This is a genomic window from Collinsella sp. AF25-2LB, assembly GCF_003458415.1.
GTDB lineage: Bacteria > Actinomycetota > Coriobacteriia > Coriobacteriales > Coriobacteriaceae > Collinsella.
The window spans coordinates 75,091-94,992 of the sequence record NZ_QRUF01000006.1 but is presented as its reverse complement, the minus strand read 5'-3'; the positions used below and the strand labels follow the sequence as shown (position 1 = coordinate 94,992).

Annotated in this window: 20 protein-coding genes; 17 read left to right on the top strand and 3 right to left on the bottom strand. The window is 59.4% G+C overall.

Annotated elements, in window-relative coordinates; genetic code table 11:
* Positions 1 to 4 precede the first annotated feature (4 nt).
* The 17 genes from murD to DWY51_RS04355 all read left to right on the top strand — a co-directional run bounded on the left by murD (position 5) and on the right by DWY51_RS04355 (position 17,172).
* Complete coding sequence (gene murD / locus DWY51_RS04435; RefSeq protein ID WP_117770003.1) at positions 5 to 1,411, top strand: UDP-N-acetylmuramoyl-L-alanine--D-glutamate ligase; 1,407 nt, start codon at positions 5 to 7, stop codon at positions 1,409 to 1,411.
* Positions 1,412 to 1,447: 36 nt separating this feature from the next.
* Positions 1,448 to 2,941: a putative lipid II flippase FtsW gene (ftsW, locus tag DWY51_RS04430; protein ID WP_117770002.1), complete on the top strand. Its 1,494-nt coding sequence runs from the start codon at positions 1,448 to 1,450 to the stop codon at positions 2,939 to 2,941.
* Positions 2,931 to 4,046, top strand: a complete 1,116-nt coding sequence (murG, locus tag DWY51_RS04425) for an undecaprenyldiphospho-muramoylpentapeptide beta-N-acetylglucosaminyltransferase (protein WP_117770001.1) — start codon at positions 2,931 to 2,933, stop codon at positions 4,044 to 4,046. The genes ftsW and murG overlap by 11 nt, the downstream gene beginning before the upstream one ends.
* 97 nt (positions 4,047 to 4,143) lie before the next feature.
* Complete coding sequence (gene murC / locus DWY51_RS04420) at positions 4,144 to 5,562, top strand: UDP-N-acetylmuramate--L-alanine ligase (protein WP_055286074.1); 1,419 nt, start codon at positions 4,144 to 4,146, stop codon at positions 5,560 to 5,562.
* A 5-nt stretch (positions 5,563 to 5,567) separates the two neighbouring features.
* On the top strand, positions 5,568 to 6,479 hold the full coding sequence (gene murB / locus DWY51_RS04415; RefSeq protein WP_117770000.1) for a UDP-N-acetylmuramate dehydrogenase: 912 nt from the start codon (positions 5,568 to 5,570) through the stop codon (positions 6,477 to 6,479).
* A gap of 424 nt (positions 6,480 to 6,903) precedes the next feature.
* On the top strand, positions 6,904 to 7,692 hold the full coding sequence (locus DWY51_RS04410; RefSeq protein WP_227790121.1) for a cell division protein FtsQ/DivIB: 789 nt from the start codon (positions 6,904 to 6,906) through the stop codon (positions 7,690 to 7,692).
* Positions 7,693 to 7,891: 199 nt separating this feature from the next.
* On the top strand, positions 7,892 to 9,046 hold the full coding sequence (gene ftsZ / locus DWY51_RS04405) for a cell division protein FtsZ (RefSeq protein ID WP_022094491.1): 1,155 nt from the start codon (positions 7,892 to 7,894) through the stop codon (positions 9,044 to 9,046).
* Positions 9,047 to 9,256: 210 nt separating this feature from the next.
* Positions 9,257 to 10,057 (top strand): polyphenol oxidase family protein, encoded by an 801-nt coding sequence (locus DWY51_RS04400; protein ID WP_117758729.1) that lies wholly within the window; start codon positions 9,257 to 9,259, stop codon positions 10,055 to 10,057.
* Positions 10,054 to 10,890 carry a phosphate ABC transporter substrate-binding protein gene (locus DWY51_RS04395; protein WP_055251678.1) on the top strand — a complete coding sequence of 279 codons (837 nt, stop codon included), beginning with the start codon at positions 10,054 to 10,056 and terminating at the stop codon, positions 10,888 to 10,890. Before DWY51_RS04400 ends, DWY51_RS04395 begins: the two co-directional genes overlap by 4 nt.
* A 1-nt stretch (position 10,891) precedes the next feature.
* Entirely contained in the window at positions 10,892 to 11,818 is a 927-nt protein-coding gene (gene pstC, locus DWY51_RS04390; RefSeq protein ID WP_117769999.1) for a phosphate ABC transporter permease subunit PstC, read from the top strand.
* Between the two features lie 3 nt (positions 11,819 to 11,821).
* Positions 11,822 to 12,727, top strand: coding sequence for a phosphate ABC transporter permease PstA (gene pstA, locus DWY51_RS04385; RefSeq protein WP_006234250.1), 906 nt, complete (start codon positions 11,822 to 11,824; stop codon positions 12,725 to 12,727).
* Between the two features lie 12 nt (positions 12,728 to 12,739).
* Positions 12,740 to 13,543: a phosphate ABC transporter ATP-binding protein PstB gene (gene pstB / locus DWY51_RS04380; protein ID WP_117758727.1), complete on the top strand. Its 804-nt coding sequence runs from the start codon at positions 12,740 to 12,742 to the stop codon at positions 13,541 to 13,543.
* A gap of 92 nt (positions 13,544 to 13,635) precedes the next feature.
* Positions 13,636 to 14,493: a PhoU domain-containing protein gene (locus tag DWY51_RS04375; protein WP_006234247.1), complete on the top strand. Its 858-nt coding sequence runs from the start codon at positions 13,636 to 13,638 to the stop codon at positions 14,491 to 14,493.
* A gap of 119 nt (positions 14,494 to 14,612) precedes the next feature.
* Entirely contained in the window at positions 14,613 to 15,350 is a 738-nt protein-coding gene (locus DWY51_RS04370; RefSeq protein ID WP_117758726.1) for a YggS family pyridoxal phosphate-dependent enzyme, read from the top strand.
* 60 nt (positions 15,351 to 15,410) lie between these two features.
* Positions 15,411 to 16,133 carry a cell division protein SepF gene (locus DWY51_RS04365; protein ID WP_006234245.1) on the top strand — a complete coding sequence of 241 codons (723 nt, stop codon included), beginning with the start codon at positions 15,411 to 15,413 and terminating at the stop codon, positions 16,131 to 16,133.
* Between the two features lie 15 nt (positions 16,134 to 16,148).
* Entirely contained in the window at positions 16,149 to 16,436 is a 288-nt protein-coding gene (locus tag DWY51_RS04360) for a YggT family protein (protein WP_040358293.1), read from the top strand.
* Between the two features lie 61 nt (positions 16,437 to 16,497).
* The gene (locus DWY51_RS04355; protein ID WP_006234242.1) at positions 16,498 to 17,172 is read left to right on the top strand and encodes a DivIVA domain-containing protein; all 675 of its coding nucleotides are present in this window, start codon (positions 16,498 to 16,500) and stop codon (positions 17,170 to 17,172) included.
* A 167-nt stretch (positions 17,173 to 17,339) separates the two neighbouring features.
* Here DWY51_RS04355 and DWY51_RS04350 read toward each other — a convergent pair whose 3' ends face one another.
* From DWY51_RS04350 to DWY51_RS04340, 3 genes are all read right to left on the bottom strand, one after another.
* Positions 17,340 to 17,870, bottom strand: a complete 531-nt coding sequence (locus tag DWY51_RS04350) for a nitroreductase family protein (RefSeq protein ID WP_117758725.1) — start codon at positions 17,868 to 17,870, stop codon at positions 17,340 to 17,342.
* 280 nt (positions 17,871 to 18,150) lie between these two features.
* Complete coding sequence (locus DWY51_RS04345; protein ID WP_006234238.1) at positions 18,151 to 18,774, bottom strand: DUF47 domain-containing protein; 624 nt, start codon at positions 18,772 to 18,774, stop codon at positions 18,151 to 18,153.
* A gap of 67 nt (positions 18,775 to 18,841) precedes the next feature.
* Positions 18,842 to 19,891 (bottom strand): inorganic phosphate transporter, encoded by a 1,050-nt coding sequence (locus DWY51_RS04340; protein WP_006234237.1) that lies wholly within the window; start codon positions 19,889 to 19,891, stop codon positions 18,842 to 18,844.
* Positions 19,892 to 19,902: the final 11 nt, after the last annotated feature.

The following is a 19,902-nucleotide window of genomic DNA, read 5'->3' as shown; positions in this document are numbered from 1 at the left end:
TTTCATGCCTCTTGCTGATGTCTTTAGCCTGCTCGTTTTGGGTCAGGGCAAATCCGGTCTCGATGTCGCCCGCTGGGCGCTGGCACATCCCGAGCGCGTAAGCGCCGTTACCGTGTATGGCGGCGGCACCTCTGAGCCCAATGACGCCACGCGTGCGCTCGAGGCTGCTGGTGCGTCGTTTGTCTATGGGGCCGAACAGGTCGAGGGCGCCTATGACGTGTGCGTGACATGCCCGGGTATTTCGGAGTTCTCGTCCTTCTTTAAGGCGGGGCGTGAGCATGCCGCTCAGATTATGGGCGAGCCCGAGTTTGCCTATCGCTTGTCTCCCCAAAATTGGATTGCCATCACGGGCACCAACGGCAAGACAACTACCACGTCGCTGACTGATTATCTGCTCAAGGCCGCCGGTGAAGCCAGCGTGGCCGTCGGCAATATCGGTGAGCCGCCGGTGAACGAGATCGACGGCCGCGCACATAATGAGTGGTTTGTGGCCGAGCTGTCGAGTTATCAGATTGCTACGACCGCCGAGCTTCATCCTCGCGTGGCGGTGCTGCTCAACATCACGCCCGACCACCTGGGCTGGCACAAGAGCCACAAGAACTATGCGCTTGCCAAGATCAAGTTGTTCGAGAATATGGTCGACGACGACCTCGTGGTTATCGACGTTGAGGATGCCGGCATCCATGAGTTCGATGAGTACATCTACATGCCGGGCCGCCGCATCTGCAAGGTCGCTTTTGACGAGCCCGAGGGTGCAGACGCCGCCTTTGTGCGCGACGGCAAGATGATCGTGCGTCTGAAGGGTGTCGAGACCCCGCTCATCGCTACATCCGAGCTCAAGATCTCGGGCCATCACAATGTCATCAATGCCCTATGTGCTGCCACGGCTGCTTTGGCCGTCGGTGCCGATCCCGAGGGCATTTGCCGTGGTTTGGCATCGTTCCAGCCGCTGGAGCACCGCGTTGAGCCCTGTGGCGAGATCGATGGCGTGCGCTACGTCAACGATTCCAAGGCAACGAACACCGATGCAGTCGAAAAGGCCCTGACGGCGTTTCCCGACGACGATGTGATTTTGCTGCTCGGCGGCCACGATAAGGGTACGCCGCTTGCGGACTTTGCCCGCGTCGTTATGGACAACGTGCGCTCGGTCGTTTGCTTTGGCGATGCGCGCGAGCGCTTTACCGCCGCTATGGACGAGGCCGATGTCGATGGTGACGTGGATATCGCCCAGGCGGATGACCTGCGCGATGCCGTGGACGTCGCCCGTTCGCTGTCGAGCCGTGGCGACGTGATCTTACTTTCTCCTGCCTGCTCTTCGTTCGATGAGTTCTCGGGCTATGAGGAGCGCGGCCGCGTGTTTAAGGACTATGTGGCCCAGCTTGCCGCTGCGGCGAAATCGCAAATGGAATAGGGGTTGCCGGTGAGAGAGGAGAGCCCCCGACAAGGTATGAGGAGGCCCGACTCGGACCGTGCTTCCTCGCGGCGCAGCACACCGCGTTCCGGTCGCGGCGGGCAGACGTTTAGCGAACGCTATATTGCCGGCGTTCCCGCCCGTATCATGCGCCCCCGTTTGATATTCATGGCCTGCCTGTTTACCTTGGTGTGCTTTGGCCTGCTGATGGTGTACTCGGCGTCTTCGGTCGAGGCGCTGCACGAGAATGGCTCGGCGACGTTTTTTCTGTTTCGACAAGCCGCGTTTGCCGGAGTTGGCGTGCTGGCTATGGTTGCCATCGTGCGCATCTTGCCGGACAGTTGGTTTGGGGAAGACGTGCTCAGGATCTTCCTCATAGGCATGATAGGGCTACTGTTTCTGGTGTTCTTGGTGGGCAGCGGCAGCCGTGGCGCCACGCGCTGGCTCAACATCGCCGGCATTCAGTTCCAGCCTTCCGAGTTTTTAAAGCCATTTGCCATTGCGTATTCGGCCATCATGCTCGATCGCTTCTTTTCGCCCGGTGGCAACATCAACGAATTCCTTCGCAAGATGGGCATCTACCTGGGCATTTCGCTCTTTCTGATCTTTATCCAGCCCGATTTCGGTACTGTCCTGATCATCCTGTTGACCCTCATGTGCATGGCGTTGTTTGCGGGTCTCGACCCCAGATTTATCATCGGCGTGCTAATCTTCGGCATTCTCGTGATCGCGATTGCGCTTGTCGCAGAGCCGTACCGTATGGTGCGTATTCAGGTTGCCTTGAACCCTTGGGCCGACGAGTATGGTGACGGCTATCAGGCCACGCTTGCCATCATGGCCTTTGCCTCGGGCGGTCTGTTCGGCCGTGGCATCGGCAACTCAACCATGAAGTACTCGTATCTGCCCGAGGCGCACAATGACTACATTCTGGCTATCATTGGCGAGGAAGTCGGCTTTGTCGGAACCGTGCTGTTCTTCTTGGTGTTTGCGATGCTGATCTACTCGGCGTTTCGCATTGCCGAGCAGGCGACCGATCGTCGGGGCGCGCTCATGGCGTCTGGCTCCGCGGTCATTCTCGCAGTGCAGTTTTTGATTAACGCGCTGGGCATCCTCAACGTGTTTCCCATGACGGGCAAACCGTTGCCGTTTATTAGCTACGGCGGTTCGTCGATTATTGTGTCGCTTATGCTTGCCGGGTTGATCCTGCGCGTTTCGTACGAGAGCGCCCGCCGCGATGAGTATGACCGCCGCCGTGAGAGCTTTGCCGTTATGGACGAGAGCACCGCCGGCGTAGCCCATGTGCGCGGTGAACGACCTTCGCGTAGCGGCTTTACCGTTCTGGATGGTTCTGCATCCGAGCCGGCAGCTCGTCCACGCCCGCGAATGGCTCCGCAAGGTCGTCCGCAGCGCCCCAGCCCTCGCAACGCGGGCGGCGGATATAATCGAATCGATTTGAACTCGGACCCGTCGGCGCGTCTGCGTACCGACGACCAGGGACCGCGTGTACGAAGGGACTACCATGACCGATAAAATGACCGTTGCTATTGCAGCCGGCGGCACGGCAGGACACATCAACCCCGCGCTCGCCTTGGCCGAAGAACTGCGTGACCGTGGCCACCACGTTGTGTTCGTGGGCCAGTCGCGCAAGCTCGAGGGTCGTCTGGTCCCCGAGGCTGGGTTTGATTTTGTGCCCATTACGGTCACGGGCTTCGACCGCTCCCGTCCTTGGACGGCGCTGACCTCGCTGTGGCGTGTCAACAAGGCCAAACGTGCGCTCGCCAGTCATTTCTCAAAGGTCGGCAAGCCCGATGCTGCCGTCGGTTTTGGTGCCTATGTCGAGGTTCCGCTGCTGGGGTGGTGCAAGGGCGCAGGCGTTCCGTATCTGCTGCATGAGCAGAACTCTGTTCCGGGCCTGGCCAACAAGATGATGAACTCCCACGCCGCCCGCGTGTGCATCTCGGTGCCGGCAGCGCGTTCGGTCTTTGAGCGCGAAGGTGACCCTGACCACGTGCTCATGACCGGCAACCCCGTACGTCGCTCGGTAATCGAAGGCGATCGCGCTCGCGGCCGCAAGGCACTTGGCGTTCCCGAGGACGCTACGCTGCTGCTCGTCTTTGGCGGTTCACTTGGCGCCCAGCACCTCAACGAGCGCGTGGTTTCGCTCAAAAACGAGCTGCTTTCGCGCAAGAACCTCTATGTGTTGCATTCGACGGGTGCCGACGGCTTTGAGGAGACCGAGCGCGCTTTGGCGCTGACGCCCGAGGAGGCGAAGCGTTACCGCGTCCAGCCTTACATCGACAACATGGGCGATATGTTGGCTGCTGCCGATTTGGTGCTCTCGCGTTCGGGCGCATCGAGCGTGGCCGAGATCGCTGCGCTCGCCGTGCCCTCGGTGCTCGTGCCGTATCCGCATGCGACGGCCGACCACCAAACCACCAATGCCCGGTATCTGGTCGACGCCGGGGCCGGCGTGCTCTGCGCCGATGCCGATATCGACGGTTCTGCCTTTGCCGATGAACTGCTGCACCTGGTCGATGACGCGGCGGCGCGCGACGCCATGCGTCAGGCGGCGCGTGGTCTGGCTCAGGATAGGGCCGCCGCTCTTCTGGCGGATGCGGTAGAGGGTTTGCGTTAGTTAGACGGGATATCGTCGGTCGCCCTCGCGCTGATGCGGTAGGTGCGGTACAGTTAACGGGTTACAGGCAGTGTTTACGCAAGGAGTACACGAGCACATGGCTGATTCCCAGACTGCAACCTCCGCGCCCGAGTTTAAGAGCGCCCACTTTATCGGTATCGGCGGCGCCGGCATGAGCGGCATCGCCCTCGTTCTGCACGAGCGCGGTTATGCCGTTACCGGCTCCGACCTTAAGACGTCACGTTATATCCGCCAGCTTACCCGCGCTGGTGTGAAGGTACATGTGGGCCATGAGGCCGCCACGATCGACGAGGTCAAGCCCGACGTGGTTGTTGTCTCCACCGCTATTCCGGAGTCCAACCCTGAACTCGTGCGCGCTCGCGAGCTTGGTATTCCCGTGTGGCCCCGTGCCAAGATGCTCTCTGCCTTGGGCCACGGCTACACTACCGTCGCTGTTGCCGGCACGCACGGCAAGACCACCACGTCTTCGATGTGCGCCACCATGCTCGACCGCATGGGTCTGGATCCGAGCTTCCTGATCGGTGGCATCGTCGAGGGCTATGACACGAACGGCAAGAACGGCTCGGGCGACTACTTTGTCGCCGAGGCCGACGAGTCCGACAGCTCCTTCCTGTTCCTGAACCCCAACGTGGTCATTGTGACCAACGTCGAGGCCGACCACCTCGATCACTACTCGGGTATCGAGGAGATCGAAGCGACTTTCGCCAAATTCATGAGCCTGGTGGGCGAGGACGGCACCGTCATCGTCTGCGGTGAGGACCCGCATCTGGTCGAGCTCGCCAAGTCGACGGGCCGTCACGTGCTTTCCTACGGCTTTGCCGAGAGCAACGACATCGTCTGCATGCACCCGGATGTCAAAGGCATCCAGAGTGACTTTATCGTTCGCTTTGAGGACGGCACTGAGCATGCCGTGGAGATCAAGAGCAATCCCGGTCGCCACAACATGCTCAACGCCACGGCGGTGCTCACCGTCGCCCATGTCCTGGGCCTTGACATCGACGCCGCCGCCAAGGCGCTCTCGAGCTTTGAGGGCGTCCGCCGTCGCTTTACCCACGTGGGCGATATCGATGGCATCACCGTGGTCGATGATTACGGCCATCACCCCACCGAGATCAAGGCGACGCTTGCTGCCGCTTCGTCGCTGGGCTACAAGCATGTCGACGTCGTGTTCCAGCCGCACCGTTATTCGCGCCTGCAGGCCCTGTGCGACGACTTTGCCGATGCATTTGCCAATGCCGATAAACTGCTGCTGATTGATGTGTTCTCGGCTGGCGAGATGCCCATTCCGGGTGTTACCTCTAAGATGCTCGCCGATACCGTGCGCGCCAAGCATCCTGGCAAGGAGGTCGTGTACTGCTCCAGCCGTCTTGAGCTCAATCAGGAGCTCGAGCAGATGGTGGGCGAGGGCGATCTGCTGCTCACTATGGGTGCCGGTGACGTTACGACCGTCGGTCCCGAGTTCATTGAGTATCTGACTGCCAAGAAAGACGCTTAAGTCTAATGGATCTGTTTAATGCCGTCATGGCGCTCTCGGGCATGATCGACACGGATGTGATCGAGGACGAGCGCCTTGCGCGTCATACGAGCTATCGTATCGGCGGCAAGGCCGACCTCTTTGTGACGTGCCATAGCTATCATGCCCTCCGCCGCGCCGTGGCGGTGCTCGATCGCGAGCAGGTGCCGTGGGTCATCATCGGCAAGGGCTCCAATCTGCTGGTTGCCGATGGCGGTTATCGCGGCGCCGTCATTTCGCTCGGACGTGAGTTTCAGCGCACGGTTGTTGCCGATGACGGTTGTACGCTGACGGTCGGTGCGGGCGTGATGTTTGCGCGCCTGGTCAACGATGCCCTGTCGCGTAGCCTCTCGGGCCTTGAGTTTGCCGTTGGCATCCCTGGCTCGGTTGGCGGTGCGATATCTATGAATGCCGGCACACGGACCGAGTGGATTGGCTCGCTGGTTGAGGATGTCGTAACGTTTGACCCGGCATCCGGTATCAAGCATTATGCGGGGTCCGAGATCACTTGGGGCTACCGCGAATGTAGCCTTCCCCGCAATGAGATTATCCTCGAGTGCGTGCTCAAGCTTAAACCGGCGCCCAAGGCCGACATTCGCGAGCGCATGGAGCGGTACCTGACGAGGCGCAAGCGTACGCAGCCCATGGGTCGCGCATCCTGCGGGTCGGTCTTTCGCAACCCGCCCGATGCGAGTGTGGGCAAGCTTATCGAGGATTGTGGATTAAAGGGTTTTTCGATTGGCGGCGCGGAAGTTTCGCCCGTTCACGCTAATTTTATCGTTAATAACGGAACTGCCTCGGCCGATGACGTTGCCGCGGTTATCAGACATGTGCACGGAAAGGTGAGGGAGGCGTATGGCATCGAGCTCAGACCGGAAGTTAAATTCCTCGGCTTCTAGAGCATCGAAACCCACCTTCCGCCGCGCCGGAGGGCGTTCCGGCGCGCCTGCCAAACCTCAACGCAATACCGTCGCGCACTCTAAGTCTGTCGGGCATGCTCGACAGACCAGTCGTCCGGTTGTCGGCTCGCAGCTCGGTAATCGTCCGGCCGCAAAAAAGTCCTCGCGTCCCTCGGTGACGTCAAAGCCTGTTATGGGCGCCAAACCCGCCCGTCCCATGGCAACTCCTAAGCCCTCGACGGGAACTAAAGCGCCGCGTCCAGGTCGCACGCTGGGCGCATCGAAACCGCGCTCGCTGACATCGGTGCCGGCTACCGCCAAGAAGCCTTCGGGTAAAAAAAGCGTCAACCCGTTATCTTCACTTGGGGCGATGGTAAATAAAACATCAGACGCCGCTTCTGTCGTTGCAGGCAAAGGCAAAATCGTGGGCGGCGTTCTGGCCGCCTTGGCCGTGCTCGTCGTCGTTGCCATCGTGGTGATCAACTCTGGATTGTTTACCGCCACTGATATTCAGATTCAAGGCAGCGAGCATGTGACGAAGCACGATGCTATCCAGCTGATCGATTTGCCCGAGGGAACGTCGCTTTTTAACGTCGATCCCGACCAGATTACCGAGGACCTCAAGCAGAATCCGTGGGTCTCGGGCGTGGATGTCCAGCGTCAGTTCCCGCATACGCTCATCATTACGCCGATGGAGCGCAAGGTCATCGCAATTGCCTATATCAGTTCCGATGACCTTGCCTGGGCCATCGGGGATGATGACACCTGGATCGCCCCACTGTCGACGTCGGTCGAAGTGGACGACCAAGGCAACGTCATCACGACAGGGCAGGGCTCAAATACCTTGACCGGAATCGATGCCGCGCTGGCGCTCGCTAAGCACTATGGCGCGGTGTTGTTGACTGATGTCTCGGCGGATGTCGCTCCGGTTTCCGGCCAGGCGGTGAGCTCCAAGGCCGTTAAGGCTGGCTTGGATTATGTGCGTGGTTTTTCGAGCGAGTTCTTGGGACAAGTCAAGGATATTTCCACGCCTTCGGTCGAAGCCATCTCGGCAAACCTCAATAACGGCATTGAGGTGTCGCTGGGCGATTCGAACGATATCGTCAAGAAGGAGCGCGTAGTCACCAAGCTGCTTTCGCAGGTAGAGGGCGTAACGTATATCAATGTGCGCTCTCCGGGTAACTATACATTTAGGAACGCTCCGACCTCGTAGCGCTGGTTGATGCTTTGTTGAGGGGCCATACCACGCCGTTTATCTGGTTTGTTTGGTTTTCACGGTCAATTATTTGACTGATACGTTCATAATGTGCAAACATAATACGGTTTACCTTTGCATTTACTTTCAACCTGAAGGTTAATGTGCGCAGGGGTCGACCCATGCTATGGCTATAACCTTTGTTCGGAGGACCGACATGCACGAGACAGAGATCAACAACTACCTTGCCGTCATTAAGGTGGTCGGCGTCGGCGGCGGCGGTACCAACGCGGTCAATCGAATGATCGAAGAGGGCATCCGCGGCGTCGAGTTTGTTGCCATCAACACCGATGCTCAGGCACTCGCGATCTCTGATGCCGATATCAAGGTGCACATCGGCACCGACCTTACCCGCGGCCTGGGCGCCGGCGCCAACCCCGAGGTTGGCCGCAAGGCTGCCGATGAGTCCCGCGACGACATTGCCGAGGCGCTCGCTGGCGCCGACATGGTGTTCATCACCTGCGGCGAGGGCGGTGGCACCGGTACCGGCGCTGCTCCCATCGTTGCCGATATCGCGATGAACGAGGTCGGTGCGCTGACCGTCGCCGTCGTGACCAAGCCCTTCACCTTCGAGGGCCGCAAGCGCAAGAAGAGCGCCGAGGAGGGCATTAAGACCCTCTCCGATTGCGTCGACACCATGATCGTCATCCCTAACGATAAGCTGCTCGACATCGCCGAGAAGAAGACCACCATGCTCGAGGCCTTCGCGATTGCCGATGGCGTCCTTTCCCAGGGCACCCAGGGCATCACCGACCTCATCACCGTCCCCGGTATCATCAACCTGGACTTCGCCGATGTTAAGACCATCATGAAGCAGGCCGGTACCGCCATGATGGGTATCGGTACCTCTTCTGGGGACACCCGTGCCGTCGACGCTGCCCAGCAGGCCATCTCCAGCCCGCTGCTCGAGAGCTCCATCGATGGTGCCACGCGCGTGCTGCTCTCCATCGCCGGTTCCAAGGACCTGGGCATCCAGGAGATCAGCGACGCCGCCGACGTTGTCGCCAACGCCGTCGACCCCGAGGCCAACATCATCTTCGGTACCGTTGTCGACGAGTCCCTGGGCGATCAGGTGCGTATCACCGTCATCGCTACGGGCTTCTCCGACTCCAACGTCAACCGTCAGGACGAGCTCTTTGCTGCTCAGCAGTCTCAGAGCAAGGCCGCTGCCTCCGCTGAGCCGCAGCGCACCGCTCCTGCCACGAGCCCGGCTCAGGCCGCTCCGACCCGCAACGTCGGTGGCACCGAGCTTCCTAACTTCGGCAACGATCAGTTCGAGCTTCCCGACTTCCTGAAGCGCGGCAGCTTCTAAGTCGTTCTTTGCATTGTTGTGCACAGGGGCGTGTCCGTATGGACGCGCCCTTTTTATTTCGACTTTGTAAACTAGAACCTCCAATCTCTTTACGTTCCCTTTACGATTGCCTCCAGCGCAGCAGGTATCCTTTTAGAGAAGTATGACAGCCGTATAAACGCGGGCTGTAGCGGCGATGCCGCGGTACTTGTGTTATTAGGAGGCTTTAGTATGGCAGCACGTGCGGACAAAGTTTCGCGTGTCGACCATGATGGAGTTACGTTGGTGGAGGGCGCGACATCCGATGTTCGCTTTGCCTTCACCGAGCGCGCCGGTGGCGTTTCCGAAGATGCGTACTCCTCACTCAACTTGGGCTCGCATGTTGGCGATGACCCCTTTGCTGTTCAAGAAAATCGTTGTCGTGCGCTCGAGGCTATGGGTGCCGCCGAGTGCGAGCACAACCTGCTCGTTCCCAATCAGGTCCATGGTGATCATATCGTTGCGGTGACCTCGAACGGCGCCGATGACCTTGAGGACGTTCGCGAGCAGATTGCCGAGGGCTGTGATGCCATCGTCTGCACGGCGCATAACGTGCCCGTGCTGCTCTGCTTTGCCGACTGCGTTCCCGTGGTGCTGGTGGCCCCCGGCGGATTTGCCGTGGTGCACTCCGGTTGGAAGGGCACGATTGCACGTATTTCCGCCAAGGCGTGCCAGGCGCTTTGCGATGCTGCCGGTTGCGATGCGAGCGACGTTTCCGCCTATATCGGCCCCCATATCTTGGGTGACGAATATGAGGTATCCCAGGAACTCATGGATCGCTTTGCCGCCGAGTTCTCTTGCATCGATGCGAATACCTCTCGCATGCTTGATCTTTCCGCTGCCATTCGCGAGGCGCTGGTAGATGTCGGTGTCGACGCGGATGATATCGTGGATACCCAGCTTTCGACCGTGCGTCAGAACGACCGCTTTTATTCCTACCGTAACGAGGACGGCACCTGTGGGCGCCATGCTGCGATCGGCGTGATGCTATGAGAAAGATCGTATCGGTCCTGAGCGCCGCTGTGCTTACGCTTACGCTGTGCGCCTGTTCTTCGGGATCTTCTACCTCTTCCATTACCGTGGCCGGCTCCACGACCTGCCTTCCTATCGCCGAGATTGCGGCCGAGGGCTTTAAGGAGGAGACCGGCATCGACGTGCTCGTTTCCGGTTTGGGTTCTTCCGCTGGGATCGAGGCCGTCAGCGCCGGCACGGCCGATATCGCCAGCTCCTCCCGTGGACTCAATGCCGACGAACAGGATCTGGGCCTGACTCCCATCGTCATTGCCCACGACGGTATTGCGGTCATCGTGAACGACGACAACCCCGTCGATAACCTCTCGACCGAGCAGCTCCGCGATATCTACGCCGGCAAGATTACCAATTGGAAAGAGGTCGGTGGCGAGGACCTGAGGATTCAGGTCATCAACCGAGACGAGGCGTCCGGTACGCGCGAGGCCTTCCGTACCATCGTGATGGATGGCACGCCGTTCGATCGCCGCTCGGCTGTTCTTTCGGGTACGGGCCAGGTGCGCGACGTGGTATCTCGTTCGCGTGGGGCCATCGGCTACATTTCGCTGGGCTTCGTCGATAGCCTCAACGCCAAGACCTCGGTCAAGGCTGTCTCGGTCAATCATGTTGAGGCGTCCGAGAAGACGGTCGCGAGTGGCGGCTATCCCATCTCGCGCGACCTTTACTTCTTTGTGAAGGGTGCGCCTTCGCAGCAGGCGCAGGATTACATCGACTACGTGACGTCCGAAAAGATGGACAAGCAGATTCGCGAGGCGGGCTTTATTCCCGTCACCAACGACGAGAAGGGGAGTGAGTAGCATGGAAGCACAGGAAAACTCCCAGACTGAGCAGAATGCTCAGGCACCCAAGAAGCGCGAGCTGGCGCTCGTATCGCGCAGTACCTATATCAAGGAGAAGGCGCTGCAGTGGATCTTCTTTGCCTGCGCGTTTTTGGCGGTCGTTACCGTCATCCTGATTTTTGTCTTTACCACGTACTCGGCGCTGCCCGTCTTTACCGACATCGGTCTGGCGGACTTCTTTAGCTTTACGTGGGCGCCCTCTGAGGGCCACTACGGCATCATGTCGCTGCTTGCCGGCTCAGGTCTGGTGACCGTCGGTGCGCTCGCCATGGGCGTGCCGCTGGGCGTGGGTACGGCCGTTTACCTGGTCGAGATTGCCAGCAAGCGCGTGCGCAAGCTCATCAGCCCCGCCGTTGACCTGCTGGCGGGCATACCCTCCATCATCTACGGCTTCTTTGGCATGATCATCATCCGCCCGTTTATCGCACAACTGACCGGCGGCCTTGGTTTTGGTGCGCTGACGGCGTGGTTTGTGCTCGCCATCATGATCGTCCCTACCATCACCACGCTCACCATCGATGCCCTCAATTCCATTCCCATGGGCATTCGCGAGGCATCGTATGCCATGGGTGCTACTAAGTGGCAGACCATCTATAAGGTCGTGCTACCTGCCGCTAAGCTGGGTATCGTGGATGCCATCGTGCTGGGTATGGGCCGTGCCATCGGAGAGACCATGGCCGTGCTCATGGTCGTGGGTAACGCCCCGGTTATTCCCGACAGCATTGCGAGCCCTATCTCGACGCTCACGAGCCAGATCGCGCTCGACATGAGCTATTCCTCGGGTCTGCATCGCTCGGCGCTGTTCGGCATGGGCGTGGTCCTGTTTATCATCTCCGCCACGCTGGTGGGCATCGTCCGTCTGATTTCCAAGAAGAAGAGGGGGTAGGCTATGTCCGATTCCGTTGACACGACGGTCGATACGACCTCGTCGCGCGAGCGCATCAAGCGTGCCCTTTCCCACGGCAAGAAGGGCCGCATCAACAAGGACCTGTCCAACAAGATCATGCTTGGCGTGTTTCGTGCCGCTGCCTACATCACCACGCTGGTGCTGGTCGCTATCATCGCCTACGTGGTCATCAACGGCCTGCCACACATCTCGCTCGACTTTATCTTCGGTTGGCCCCAGGGCGTCAACGCCGAGGGCGGAATTTGGCCCACGATCGTCTCGACCGTCTACGTGACGGCGCTCGCCATGCTTATCTGCACGCCGATCGCTGTGCTGGCAGCCGTCTATCTGGCCGAGTACGCCAAGCAGGGCAAGGTCGTCGAGCTCATTCGCTACGCTGCTGACGCTTTGGCCTCGGTGCCCTCCATCGTTATGGGCCTGTTTGGCTACGCCTTGTTTGTCGAGGCCATGGGCCTGGGCCTTTCGATGGTCTCGGCCGCCCTGGCACTCGCGCTCTTGATGCTTCCCATCGTCATGCGTACCACCGAAGAGGCCATTCGCGCCGTTCCGCGCTATATCCGCTGGGGCGCATATGGCCTGGGCGCCACCAAGTGGCAGGTTGTCTCCAAGATCGTGCTTCCCTCTGCCTTTGGCCGTATTGCCACGGGCATCGTTCTCGCCATCGGCCGTGCCATTGGCGAGACCGCGGTGGTGCTCTATACCATGGGGCAGGCCATCAATCTACCTATTTCGCCGCTCGATTCCGGCCGCCCCATGACGGTTCACCTGTATCTGCTTGCCAACGACGGCATCAACATGAACGCAGCCTACGGCACCGCGCTCTTGCTGATGGTGATCATTCTGGCCTTCAACCTGTTTGCGCGCTTCCTGTCGCGCAAGCGTCGCTAGTTAAGGAGTCCCATGTCCGTTTATCAGTCCGCTCCCACGTTGGAGCAAGCGGCCATTACGGCCAAGGATTTCAACTTTTGGTACGGTGACTTTCATGCGCTGACGGGGCTTGACCTCAACATCGCCAAAAACGCCATCACCTCCTTCATTGGCCCTTCGGGCTGCGGCAAGTCGACGTTTTTGCGCTGCATCAACCGCATGAATGACCTGATCGAGGGCACGCGCGTCGAGGGCACCATGACGCTCGACGGCAACGATATCTATGTCGAGGGTGTCGACCCGGTCGATCTCCGTCGTCGCGTGGGCATGATCTTTCAGCAGCCCAACCCGTTTCCTAAATCCATCTACGAGAATGTCGCCTTTGGCCCTCGTCTGCAGGGCGTGACTAGCAAAAGTGACCTCGATGACATCGTGGAAGAATCGCTCAAGCGCGCCAACCTCTGGAAAGAGGTATCCAATCAGCTCAACAAGGATGGTTTGGCGCTCTCGGGCGGTCAGCAGCAGCGTCTGTGCATCGCGCGCGTGCTTGCGGTGCAACCCGATGTTCTTCTGATGGACGAGCCCTGCTCCGCCATCGACCCCACGTCCGTCTCTAAGGTCGAGGATCTGATGGCCGAGCTGGCGCCCGAGATGACGATCATCATCGTCACGCATTCAATGCAGCAGGCAGCTCGCATTAGCGACTACACCGCATTCTTCTTGCAGGAAGTTGCCGGCGAGCCCGCTACGCTCATCGAGTATGGTCAAACCGACGCGATCTTCACCAGCCCGGTGGACTCGCGGACGGAAGACTATATCACCGGCCGCTTTGGCTGATCGGTGCGACTAGTCCCAAGCCGATCGGATCTGGTCCGGTGCGTATTCACTGTGCGGGCGGCATGACCGCACCCAACTGATTGGAGTGAACCATGCGCAAACTGTTTTCCCGTCAGCTCATCGAGGCCCGTCACGAGATGCTGAGCATCTACGAGGCCGTCGATCTGGCCCTCCACGATGCCGTGAAGGCCTATGTGACCGACGACCGCAAGCTCGCCACCAAGACCAAGAAGCGCACGCTTTCGATTGACGCACGCTGCGCCAACCTGGAGGCCGTCTGCTACAACCTGATTGCCACGCAGTCACCGGTCGCCTCCGACTTTCGCTTGCTGCAGACGATCATCTACGTCGACTTTAACCTGCAGCGCATGACCGATAAGGTTCGCCAGATTTGCCGCGCCACGCGTCATATGATCAAGGCCGACATCTCGCTGCCCAAGGAGCTTGTCGGCACGGTCGAGGCCGAGGCTGAGGCCGTCTACCAGGTACTGGGCTCTTCGCTTTCTGCGCTCGTCACCAACGACATGTCCATCATCTGCAACTTGGCCGTCGAGGACGAGCCAGTGCACGCCGCCTACGAGAAGTTCTTCCGCACCTTTAACCGCATGGACACGGGCGATTTTATGGACGACGACAGCAACTATGACGACCTGCGCCGCGCCATCATGGTATCGCGCTATCTCGATCGCATCGCCTCGATTTCCATCGATGCCGCCTGCCGTCTGACCTTCCTGTTGACCGGACAGCGTATGACTGCCGGTGATATCGCCTGCACTGATGAGGATGAGCTCGAGAGCATGCGCGTGCCTTCGGGCGAGGGTGTTATCATGAGGCCCGCCGTCGATGCACGCTACGTTGCCAAGGTGCCCGTTAACGAGGTCAGCGAGGGTCTTCGCTACCTGCTCGATCATCTTGAGGACGAGGACGATGGCGAGGACGACGAGGAGTAAGTAACCCCGTTCATCGAAAGATTGTAAATACCTAAGTGAGCGCGGCCTTGCACATGCGGGGCCGCGCTCTTGCGTTAGCATGGGACTACTTGTTTGGCTGTCAGCGGAGGCGATTAGCAATGGATAACTATTTGGACTTGATGCGCGCTCGCCGCGAGCGGATTCTGGAACGTTTTTATGCGGCGCTCGATCGCGCGGGCCGCCCCCACGACGCCGCGCGCCTCATTGCCGTGTCCAAGACCGTTGGTGTCGATGAGACCGTTGCCGCCATCCAGGCGGGGTATCGCCATTTTGCCGAGAACCGCCCGCAGGAGCTGGTTCGCAAGCTCGCGGGTCTGGCGGAGCATCCGGAGCTGCCCGAGGTGCGCTTCGATATGATCGGCAACCTGCAGACCAATAAGATAAATGCGGTGCTGGGCTCAGCCGAGCTGATTCACTCGGTGGGTTCGCTGCATCTGGCGCAGGCGATCTCGAGCCGTGCTGTCCGCAAGATTGGGGCAGGCGAGCTTGCCGGCCCTCAGCGTGTGCTCATTGAGGTCAATGTGAGTGGTGAAGAGTCGAAGGGAGGCTTTTCGCCCGATGAGATTCGCGCCGCCGCGGGTGAGCTTGCGGAGCTTGAGGGAATTTGCGTGCAGGGGCTTATGACTATGGCGCCCCGGGGGAATAAGGATGTGGCACGCCGCACCTTTGCGGGGCTTCGTGAGCTGAGGGATGAGCTGGAGGCGGCGCATCCCGATTTGAACCTACCTGAGCTTTCCTGCGGCATGAGCGAGGACTTTGAGCCTGCCCTTGAGGAGGGCTCTACACTCGTTCGCCTGGGCAGGGTAGTATTTAGCCCGGAGTTTGCAGTAAAATAAGGCTCTGAAGTGCGCACTGATTATCGGGGCGCCTGCACTAAACCGCGAGAGGACACAACCATGGGCTTCCTTGACGAGATTAAAAATAAGATGCACCTGGGCGGCCAGCAGGGTTACGACCAGGGTTATGGCCAGGACGACGACTACGGCTACGATGACGGCTACGACGATGGCTATCAGAACAACGGCTACAGTGGTGCTTCGGGCGAGGGCTTCTACACCCAAGACGAGCCGAGCAACGGCCTGCTTGGCCAGACGCGCCGCGGTGAAGCTGAGTCGGTTGCCGTGTATACGCGCTCCGGTCAGCTGGTCGGCGATGACTCCCGCCATGCCACGACGTATAACCCGCCTTCGCGCTCGCAGGACAGTGTTGCGAGCGGTTATCGTCCTGGTGCCTATGACACGCCGTCGAGCTACGCCGAGAATACCCGCGCCCGTGCCGCCGCTGCACCCGCGCCTGCACCGAGCGATGCCTCGGCCTATGCGAGCAATATCATCAACGCCACGCCGCAGCTGCCGGCCTATGTCCTGCGCCCCGAGAGCTATGACGACGTGGAGACCGTGGTGCGCCGCGTTCGCACCAAGCAGCCTGTCGCACTGATTTTTGTGGGCGTACGCACCGAAGTTGCCAAGCGCGTCTTGGACTTCTCTTACGGCTTTGCCTGCGGTCTGGGTGCCACGGTCAAGGAGGTGGGCGACCGCGTGTTCATGGTGCTGCCCGCCGGTTGCGAGGTCAAAGATTCCGATCTCAAGAAGCTTCGTGCCGACGGCTACCTTAAGTAAAGACAAGACGAGGAGATTCCCATCAACATCTACACTATCGTCCAGCTGGTCAACACGCTGTTCAACTTCTATTCCACGCTCATTGTCGTCTACTGCTTTATGACGTGGATTCCCATGAAGCAGGGTGGTTTGCTTCAGGATATTGCCGCGGTGCTTGATAGCGTGTGCGGTCCGTGGCTCAACCTGTTCCGTCGTTTCATCCCGCCGATGGGCGGTATCGATTTTTCGCCGGTCGTTGCGATTATTGCGTTGCAGTTGGTGCAGAGGCTGGTTCTGCAGCTTCTTATAGGTATACTCGTGTAGAACTGACTTAGTAACTTACGTCGGGCGTGTAGCGCCGAGGCGATGAAAAAGGAGACTTGTTATGGCTATTACCCCTGCAGACATCCAGGCTCAGACTTTCTCTGAGGCCAAGCGTGGCTACGATCCTGCTGAGGTCGACGTCTTCTTGGAGACGCTGTCTTCCGAGGTTGACGCTATGCTCGCTAAGATCGTCGACCTTAAGGGTCGTCTGACTGCTACCGAGCAGCAGCTTGCCGATGCGCAGGCTCAGCTTGCCCAAGCTCAGGATGCCACCGCCCAGGCCGTTCCTGCCGCCCCCGTGGCTGCTCCCGCCCCTGACTTCTCCGCTCAGGAGCGCCAGATTTCCGCTGCCCTGATCGCTGCCCAGCAGACCGCTGAGACCATCGTCAACGATGCCAACGAGAACGCTGAGCGTATCCGCAACGAGGCTGACGCCAAGGCCCGCGAGGTTATCCGCCAGGCTCTGACCGAGAAGCAGGCCGAGCTCGAGGAGATCGATCGTCTCAAGGCTTCCCGTGAGGAGTTCAAGGCAGAGTATCTCAAGCTCATCCAGCACTTCATGGACGATGCCCAGAATTCCTTCCCGGCCGATCTGATGGCCTCCACGCCGGTCGGTTCTGCCGCTTCTCCTGCAGTGACTGTTCCCGCCGAGCCGCTGCCCGTCGCTGACCCGGTTGTCCCCGTGGCCGATCCCTTCGCCCCGATCGACAACTTTGCTGCCGACGACCTGGACTAACATTCGGCCTACAATTTAGTGCCTAGAAAGGACCCGCAGCTTGCGGGTCCTTTTTTATGACTGTGCAGGGGCGCGCAACATAAAAAACCGAGCCCTGCACATTGTGGCGCAGAACTCGGCGAATGGGTGAGCGGTAAAAGGTAGGTTTTAGGGCATGTGCCAAAAAACTACTTGAGGAGGAAGTTGGGGAGGGGAATGGTACGGGCCTCGCGATGCTCGGGGTCGGCGATGTGGTCGGCAGGATAGCCACAGACAAGCATGTGATAGGGATAAACGCCCTTGGGCAGATTGAACTGCTCCTGTGCCACCTCTGGCTTAAAATGGCATACCCAGCACGTTCCCAGGCCCTGCTCGGTGGCCTCCATCATCATCTGATCGCAAACGATGGATGTATCGATTTCGCTGGAATTCATCTGATCATACGGGCGCACCCAAGCATCATCGGTAACGCTGCAAATAAGGAAGATAAGCGGAGCGCCAAAGATAGACCCATCACGAGCAAACCGAGGCTGACAAGCAGCAGCCTTCTCCAGAAGCTCAGGCGTATCCAACACCATCACACGGGTTGGATGATTATTACAAGCAGAAGGAGCAATCCGCCCAGCCTCAACAATGGCATCCACCACAGCCTGCTCAACAGAACGATTCTCAAACTCGCGACAAGAATACCGAGACCGAGCCAGATCCAAATAACTCACAACCAAGCCCTCCAAATTCAACGAATCAATCCAAAGTAAAACAAAGGGTACCCAAAGCCCCATCCACCCAAACGTTTAAGGCGGTCCCAAAGTTCCCAATCGGGTCCAAAGGCCCCGCCAACAAAAGCCCCATCGCTTTCAAAGTATCAGCCAAAGTTCCCAATGGTGGTACGTAAGGCGAAGGGCCGGCACCTGTTTACTTTCGAACGACTCTGCCATGCAGCCGGAGTGAGAAAGCAAACAGGTGCCGGCCCTTCGCCGCCGGGACACGTACCCCCAATTAACTGTTCTTCATGACAATCGAATCCACAACATCGGCCACATTCTCACAGCAGTCAGCGCAGTACTCCAGGAAGGCGTACACGTCACGCCAGGCGATGACCTCGAGCGGGTCCTTGCCGTTAACGTGCAGGTTGCGCATGGCGTTGATATAGAGCTCGTCGGCTTCGGACTCGATGGTGTTGATCTGGATGACGAGTTCGCGCAGGGTCTTGGACTTGCGGTAGTTGGGCAGCTCGACCATCAGGTCTTTCATGGCGCGGCAGGCGTCAGTCACCTTGTGGGCGATGACGATGGCGTCGGGATGGATGCTCTGGATGTTGGTGAAGTAGACGCGCTGCACGACGCCCTCGATGCGGTCGAGCACGGTGTCGAGTGAGCAGCTCATCAGATCCAGATCCTCGCGCTCGAGCGGGGTGATAAAGGCGGTGAGCAAGGCGTCCTCAAGCTCATGGTGCTTCTTGTCGGCCGCATGCTCGATCGCGTGCATCTTGTTGAGCATATCGTGAATCTTTGCGGGATCGAAGTTCTCGAAAATCTTGGTGAGCAGCTCGGCGGCCTGGACGGCAAGGTCGGCGCAGGCGACGTAGTTGTCGAAGTAGAACGAATCGGGTTTCTTTGCCATGGGTGGGTCCTTTCGAGGCGAAGACGGGTGGGCGAGGTAATGCAGTCCGGATGGACGTTCGGTTTGACTAGAGGAACATCATGAACAGCTTGGCCATGACAAAGCTGATGAGTCCGCAGGCGGGGAAGGTGAAGAACCAGGTGAACATCATGTCTTTGACGACGCCGAAGTTGATGGCTGAGAGGCGCTTGACGGCACCGACGCCCATGATGGCGCAGGTCTTGATGTGTGTGGAGGACACGGGGATGCCGGTAAGGGTGGCAAGCAGCAGGTTTGCGGCGCCCGCCAGGTCGGCGGAGAAGCCCTGATACTTTTCGAGCTTGACCATGCTCTGGCCGACGGACTTGATGATGCGCTCGCCGCCCACGCTGGTGCCGATACCCATAGTGGCCGAGCACAGCAGCATAATCCAGATGGGGATGCCTGCATCGCCGACGCTCGTCTGGCCGCTGGCAAAGGCCACGCCTAAAAAGAGCACGCCGATGAACTTCTGTCCATCCTGCGCGCCGTGCATAAAGCTCATGGCCGCAGCGCTCGCGATCTGAGCGTATTTAAAGAAGACATTGGCACGTCGCCTGTTGGCGGCGGCGAAAAGAATCGAGACGAGCTTGCACAGGACCCAGCCCATGACAAAGCCCAGGCCGATGGAGAGCGCCAGACCGTAGATGACCTTCATCCACTCGTGGACGTTGACGCTGCTCGCACCGCCGAGGGCGATGGCGGCACCGGTCAGGCCGGCGATAAGGCTGTGGCTTTGCGAGGTGGGGATGCCAAAACGCGACGCTGTGGCGCCGTAGACGACGATGGAGAACAGCGCCGCGCATAGGCAGGCGAGCGCCATGGTGCTGTTTCCGCCAAAGTCGACGATATGTGAGATGGTGTTGGCGACGCTCGCGTTAAAGTGCGTCATGATGAGCACGCCGAGGAAGTTGAATGCGGCGCTCATGAGAATGGCGGCGCGGGCGGGCATGCAACGCGTAGTGACGCAGGTCGCGATGGCGTTGGGCGCGTCGGTCCATCCATTGACGAAGATGGCGCCCAACGCGAGGATCACGGTGACGGCAAGGACTGGGTTCGACACAATTTGGCCGAGGAAGGTTGAGAACGTTACGTCCATATATGGGCTTT

What these genes read in the sequence shown, in the direction of transcription:
- murD (WP_117770003.1), top strand. Translation starts at nt 5, where the DNA reads ATGCCTCTTGCTGATGTCTTTAGCCTGCTCGTTTTGGGTCAGGGCAAA.
- ftsW (WP_117770002.1), top strand. Translation starts at nt 1,448, where the DNA reads ATGAGGAGGCCCGACTCGGACCGTGCTTCCTCGCGGCGCAGCACACCG.
- murG (WP_117770001.1), top strand. Translation starts at nt 2,931, where the DNA reads ATGACCGATAAAATGACCGTTGCTATTGCAGCCGGCGGCACGGCAGGA.
- murC (WP_055286074.1), top strand. Translation starts at nt 4,144, where the DNA reads ATGGCTGATTCCCAGACTGCAACCTCCGCGCCCGAGTTTAAGAGCGCC.
- murB (WP_117770000.1), top strand. Translation starts at nt 5,568, where the DNA reads ATGGATCTGTTTAATGCCGTCATGGCGCTCTCGGGCATGATCGACACG.
- ftsZ (WP_022094491.1), top strand. Translation starts at nt 7,892, where the DNA reads ATGCACGAGACAGAGATCAACAACTACCTTGCCGTCATTAAGGTGGTC.
- DWY51_RS04400 (WP_117758729.1), top strand. Translation starts at nt 9,257, where the DNA reads ATGGCAGCACGTGCGGACAAAGTTTCGCGTGTCGACCATGATGGAGTT.
- DWY51_RS04395 (WP_055251678.1), top strand. Translation starts at nt 10,054, where the DNA reads ATGAGAAAGATCGTATCGGTCCTGAGCGCCGCTGTGCTTACGCTTACG.
- pstC (WP_117769999.1), top strand. Translation starts at nt 10,892, where the DNA reads ATGGAAGCACAGGAAAACTCCCAGACTGAGCAGAATGCTCAGGCACCC.
- pstA (WP_006234250.1), top strand. Translation starts at nt 11,822, where the DNA reads ATGTCCGATTCCGTTGACACGACGGTCGATACGACCTCGTCGCGCGAG.
- pstB (WP_117758727.1), top strand. Translation starts at nt 12,740, where the DNA reads ATGTCCGTTTATCAGTCCGCTCCCACGTTGGAGCAAGCGGCCATTACG.
- DWY51_RS04375 (WP_006234247.1), top strand. Translation starts at nt 13,636, where the DNA reads ATGCGCAAACTGTTTTCCCGTCAGCTCATCGAGGCCCGTCACGAGATG.
- DWY51_RS04370 (WP_117758726.1), top strand. Translation starts at nt 14,613, where the DNA reads ATGGATAACTATTTGGACTTGATGCGCGCTCGCCGCGAGCGGATTCTG.
- DWY51_RS04365 (WP_006234245.1), top strand. Translation starts at nt 15,411, where the DNA reads ATGGGCTTCCTTGACGAGATTAAAAATAAGATGCACCTGGGCGGCCAG.
- DWY51_RS04355 (WP_006234242.1), top strand. Translation starts at nt 16,498, where the DNA reads ATGGCTATTACCCCTGCAGACATCCAGGCTCAGACTTTCTCTGAGGCC.
- DWY51_RS04345 (WP_006234238.1), bottom strand. Translation starts at nt 18,774, where the DNA reads ATGGCAAAGAAACCCGATTCGTTCTACTTCGACAACTACGTCGCCTGC.
- DWY51_RS04340 (WP_006234237.1), bottom strand. Translation starts at nt 19,891, where the DNA reads ATGGACGTAACGTTCTCAACCTTCCTCGGCCAAATTGTGTCGAACCCA.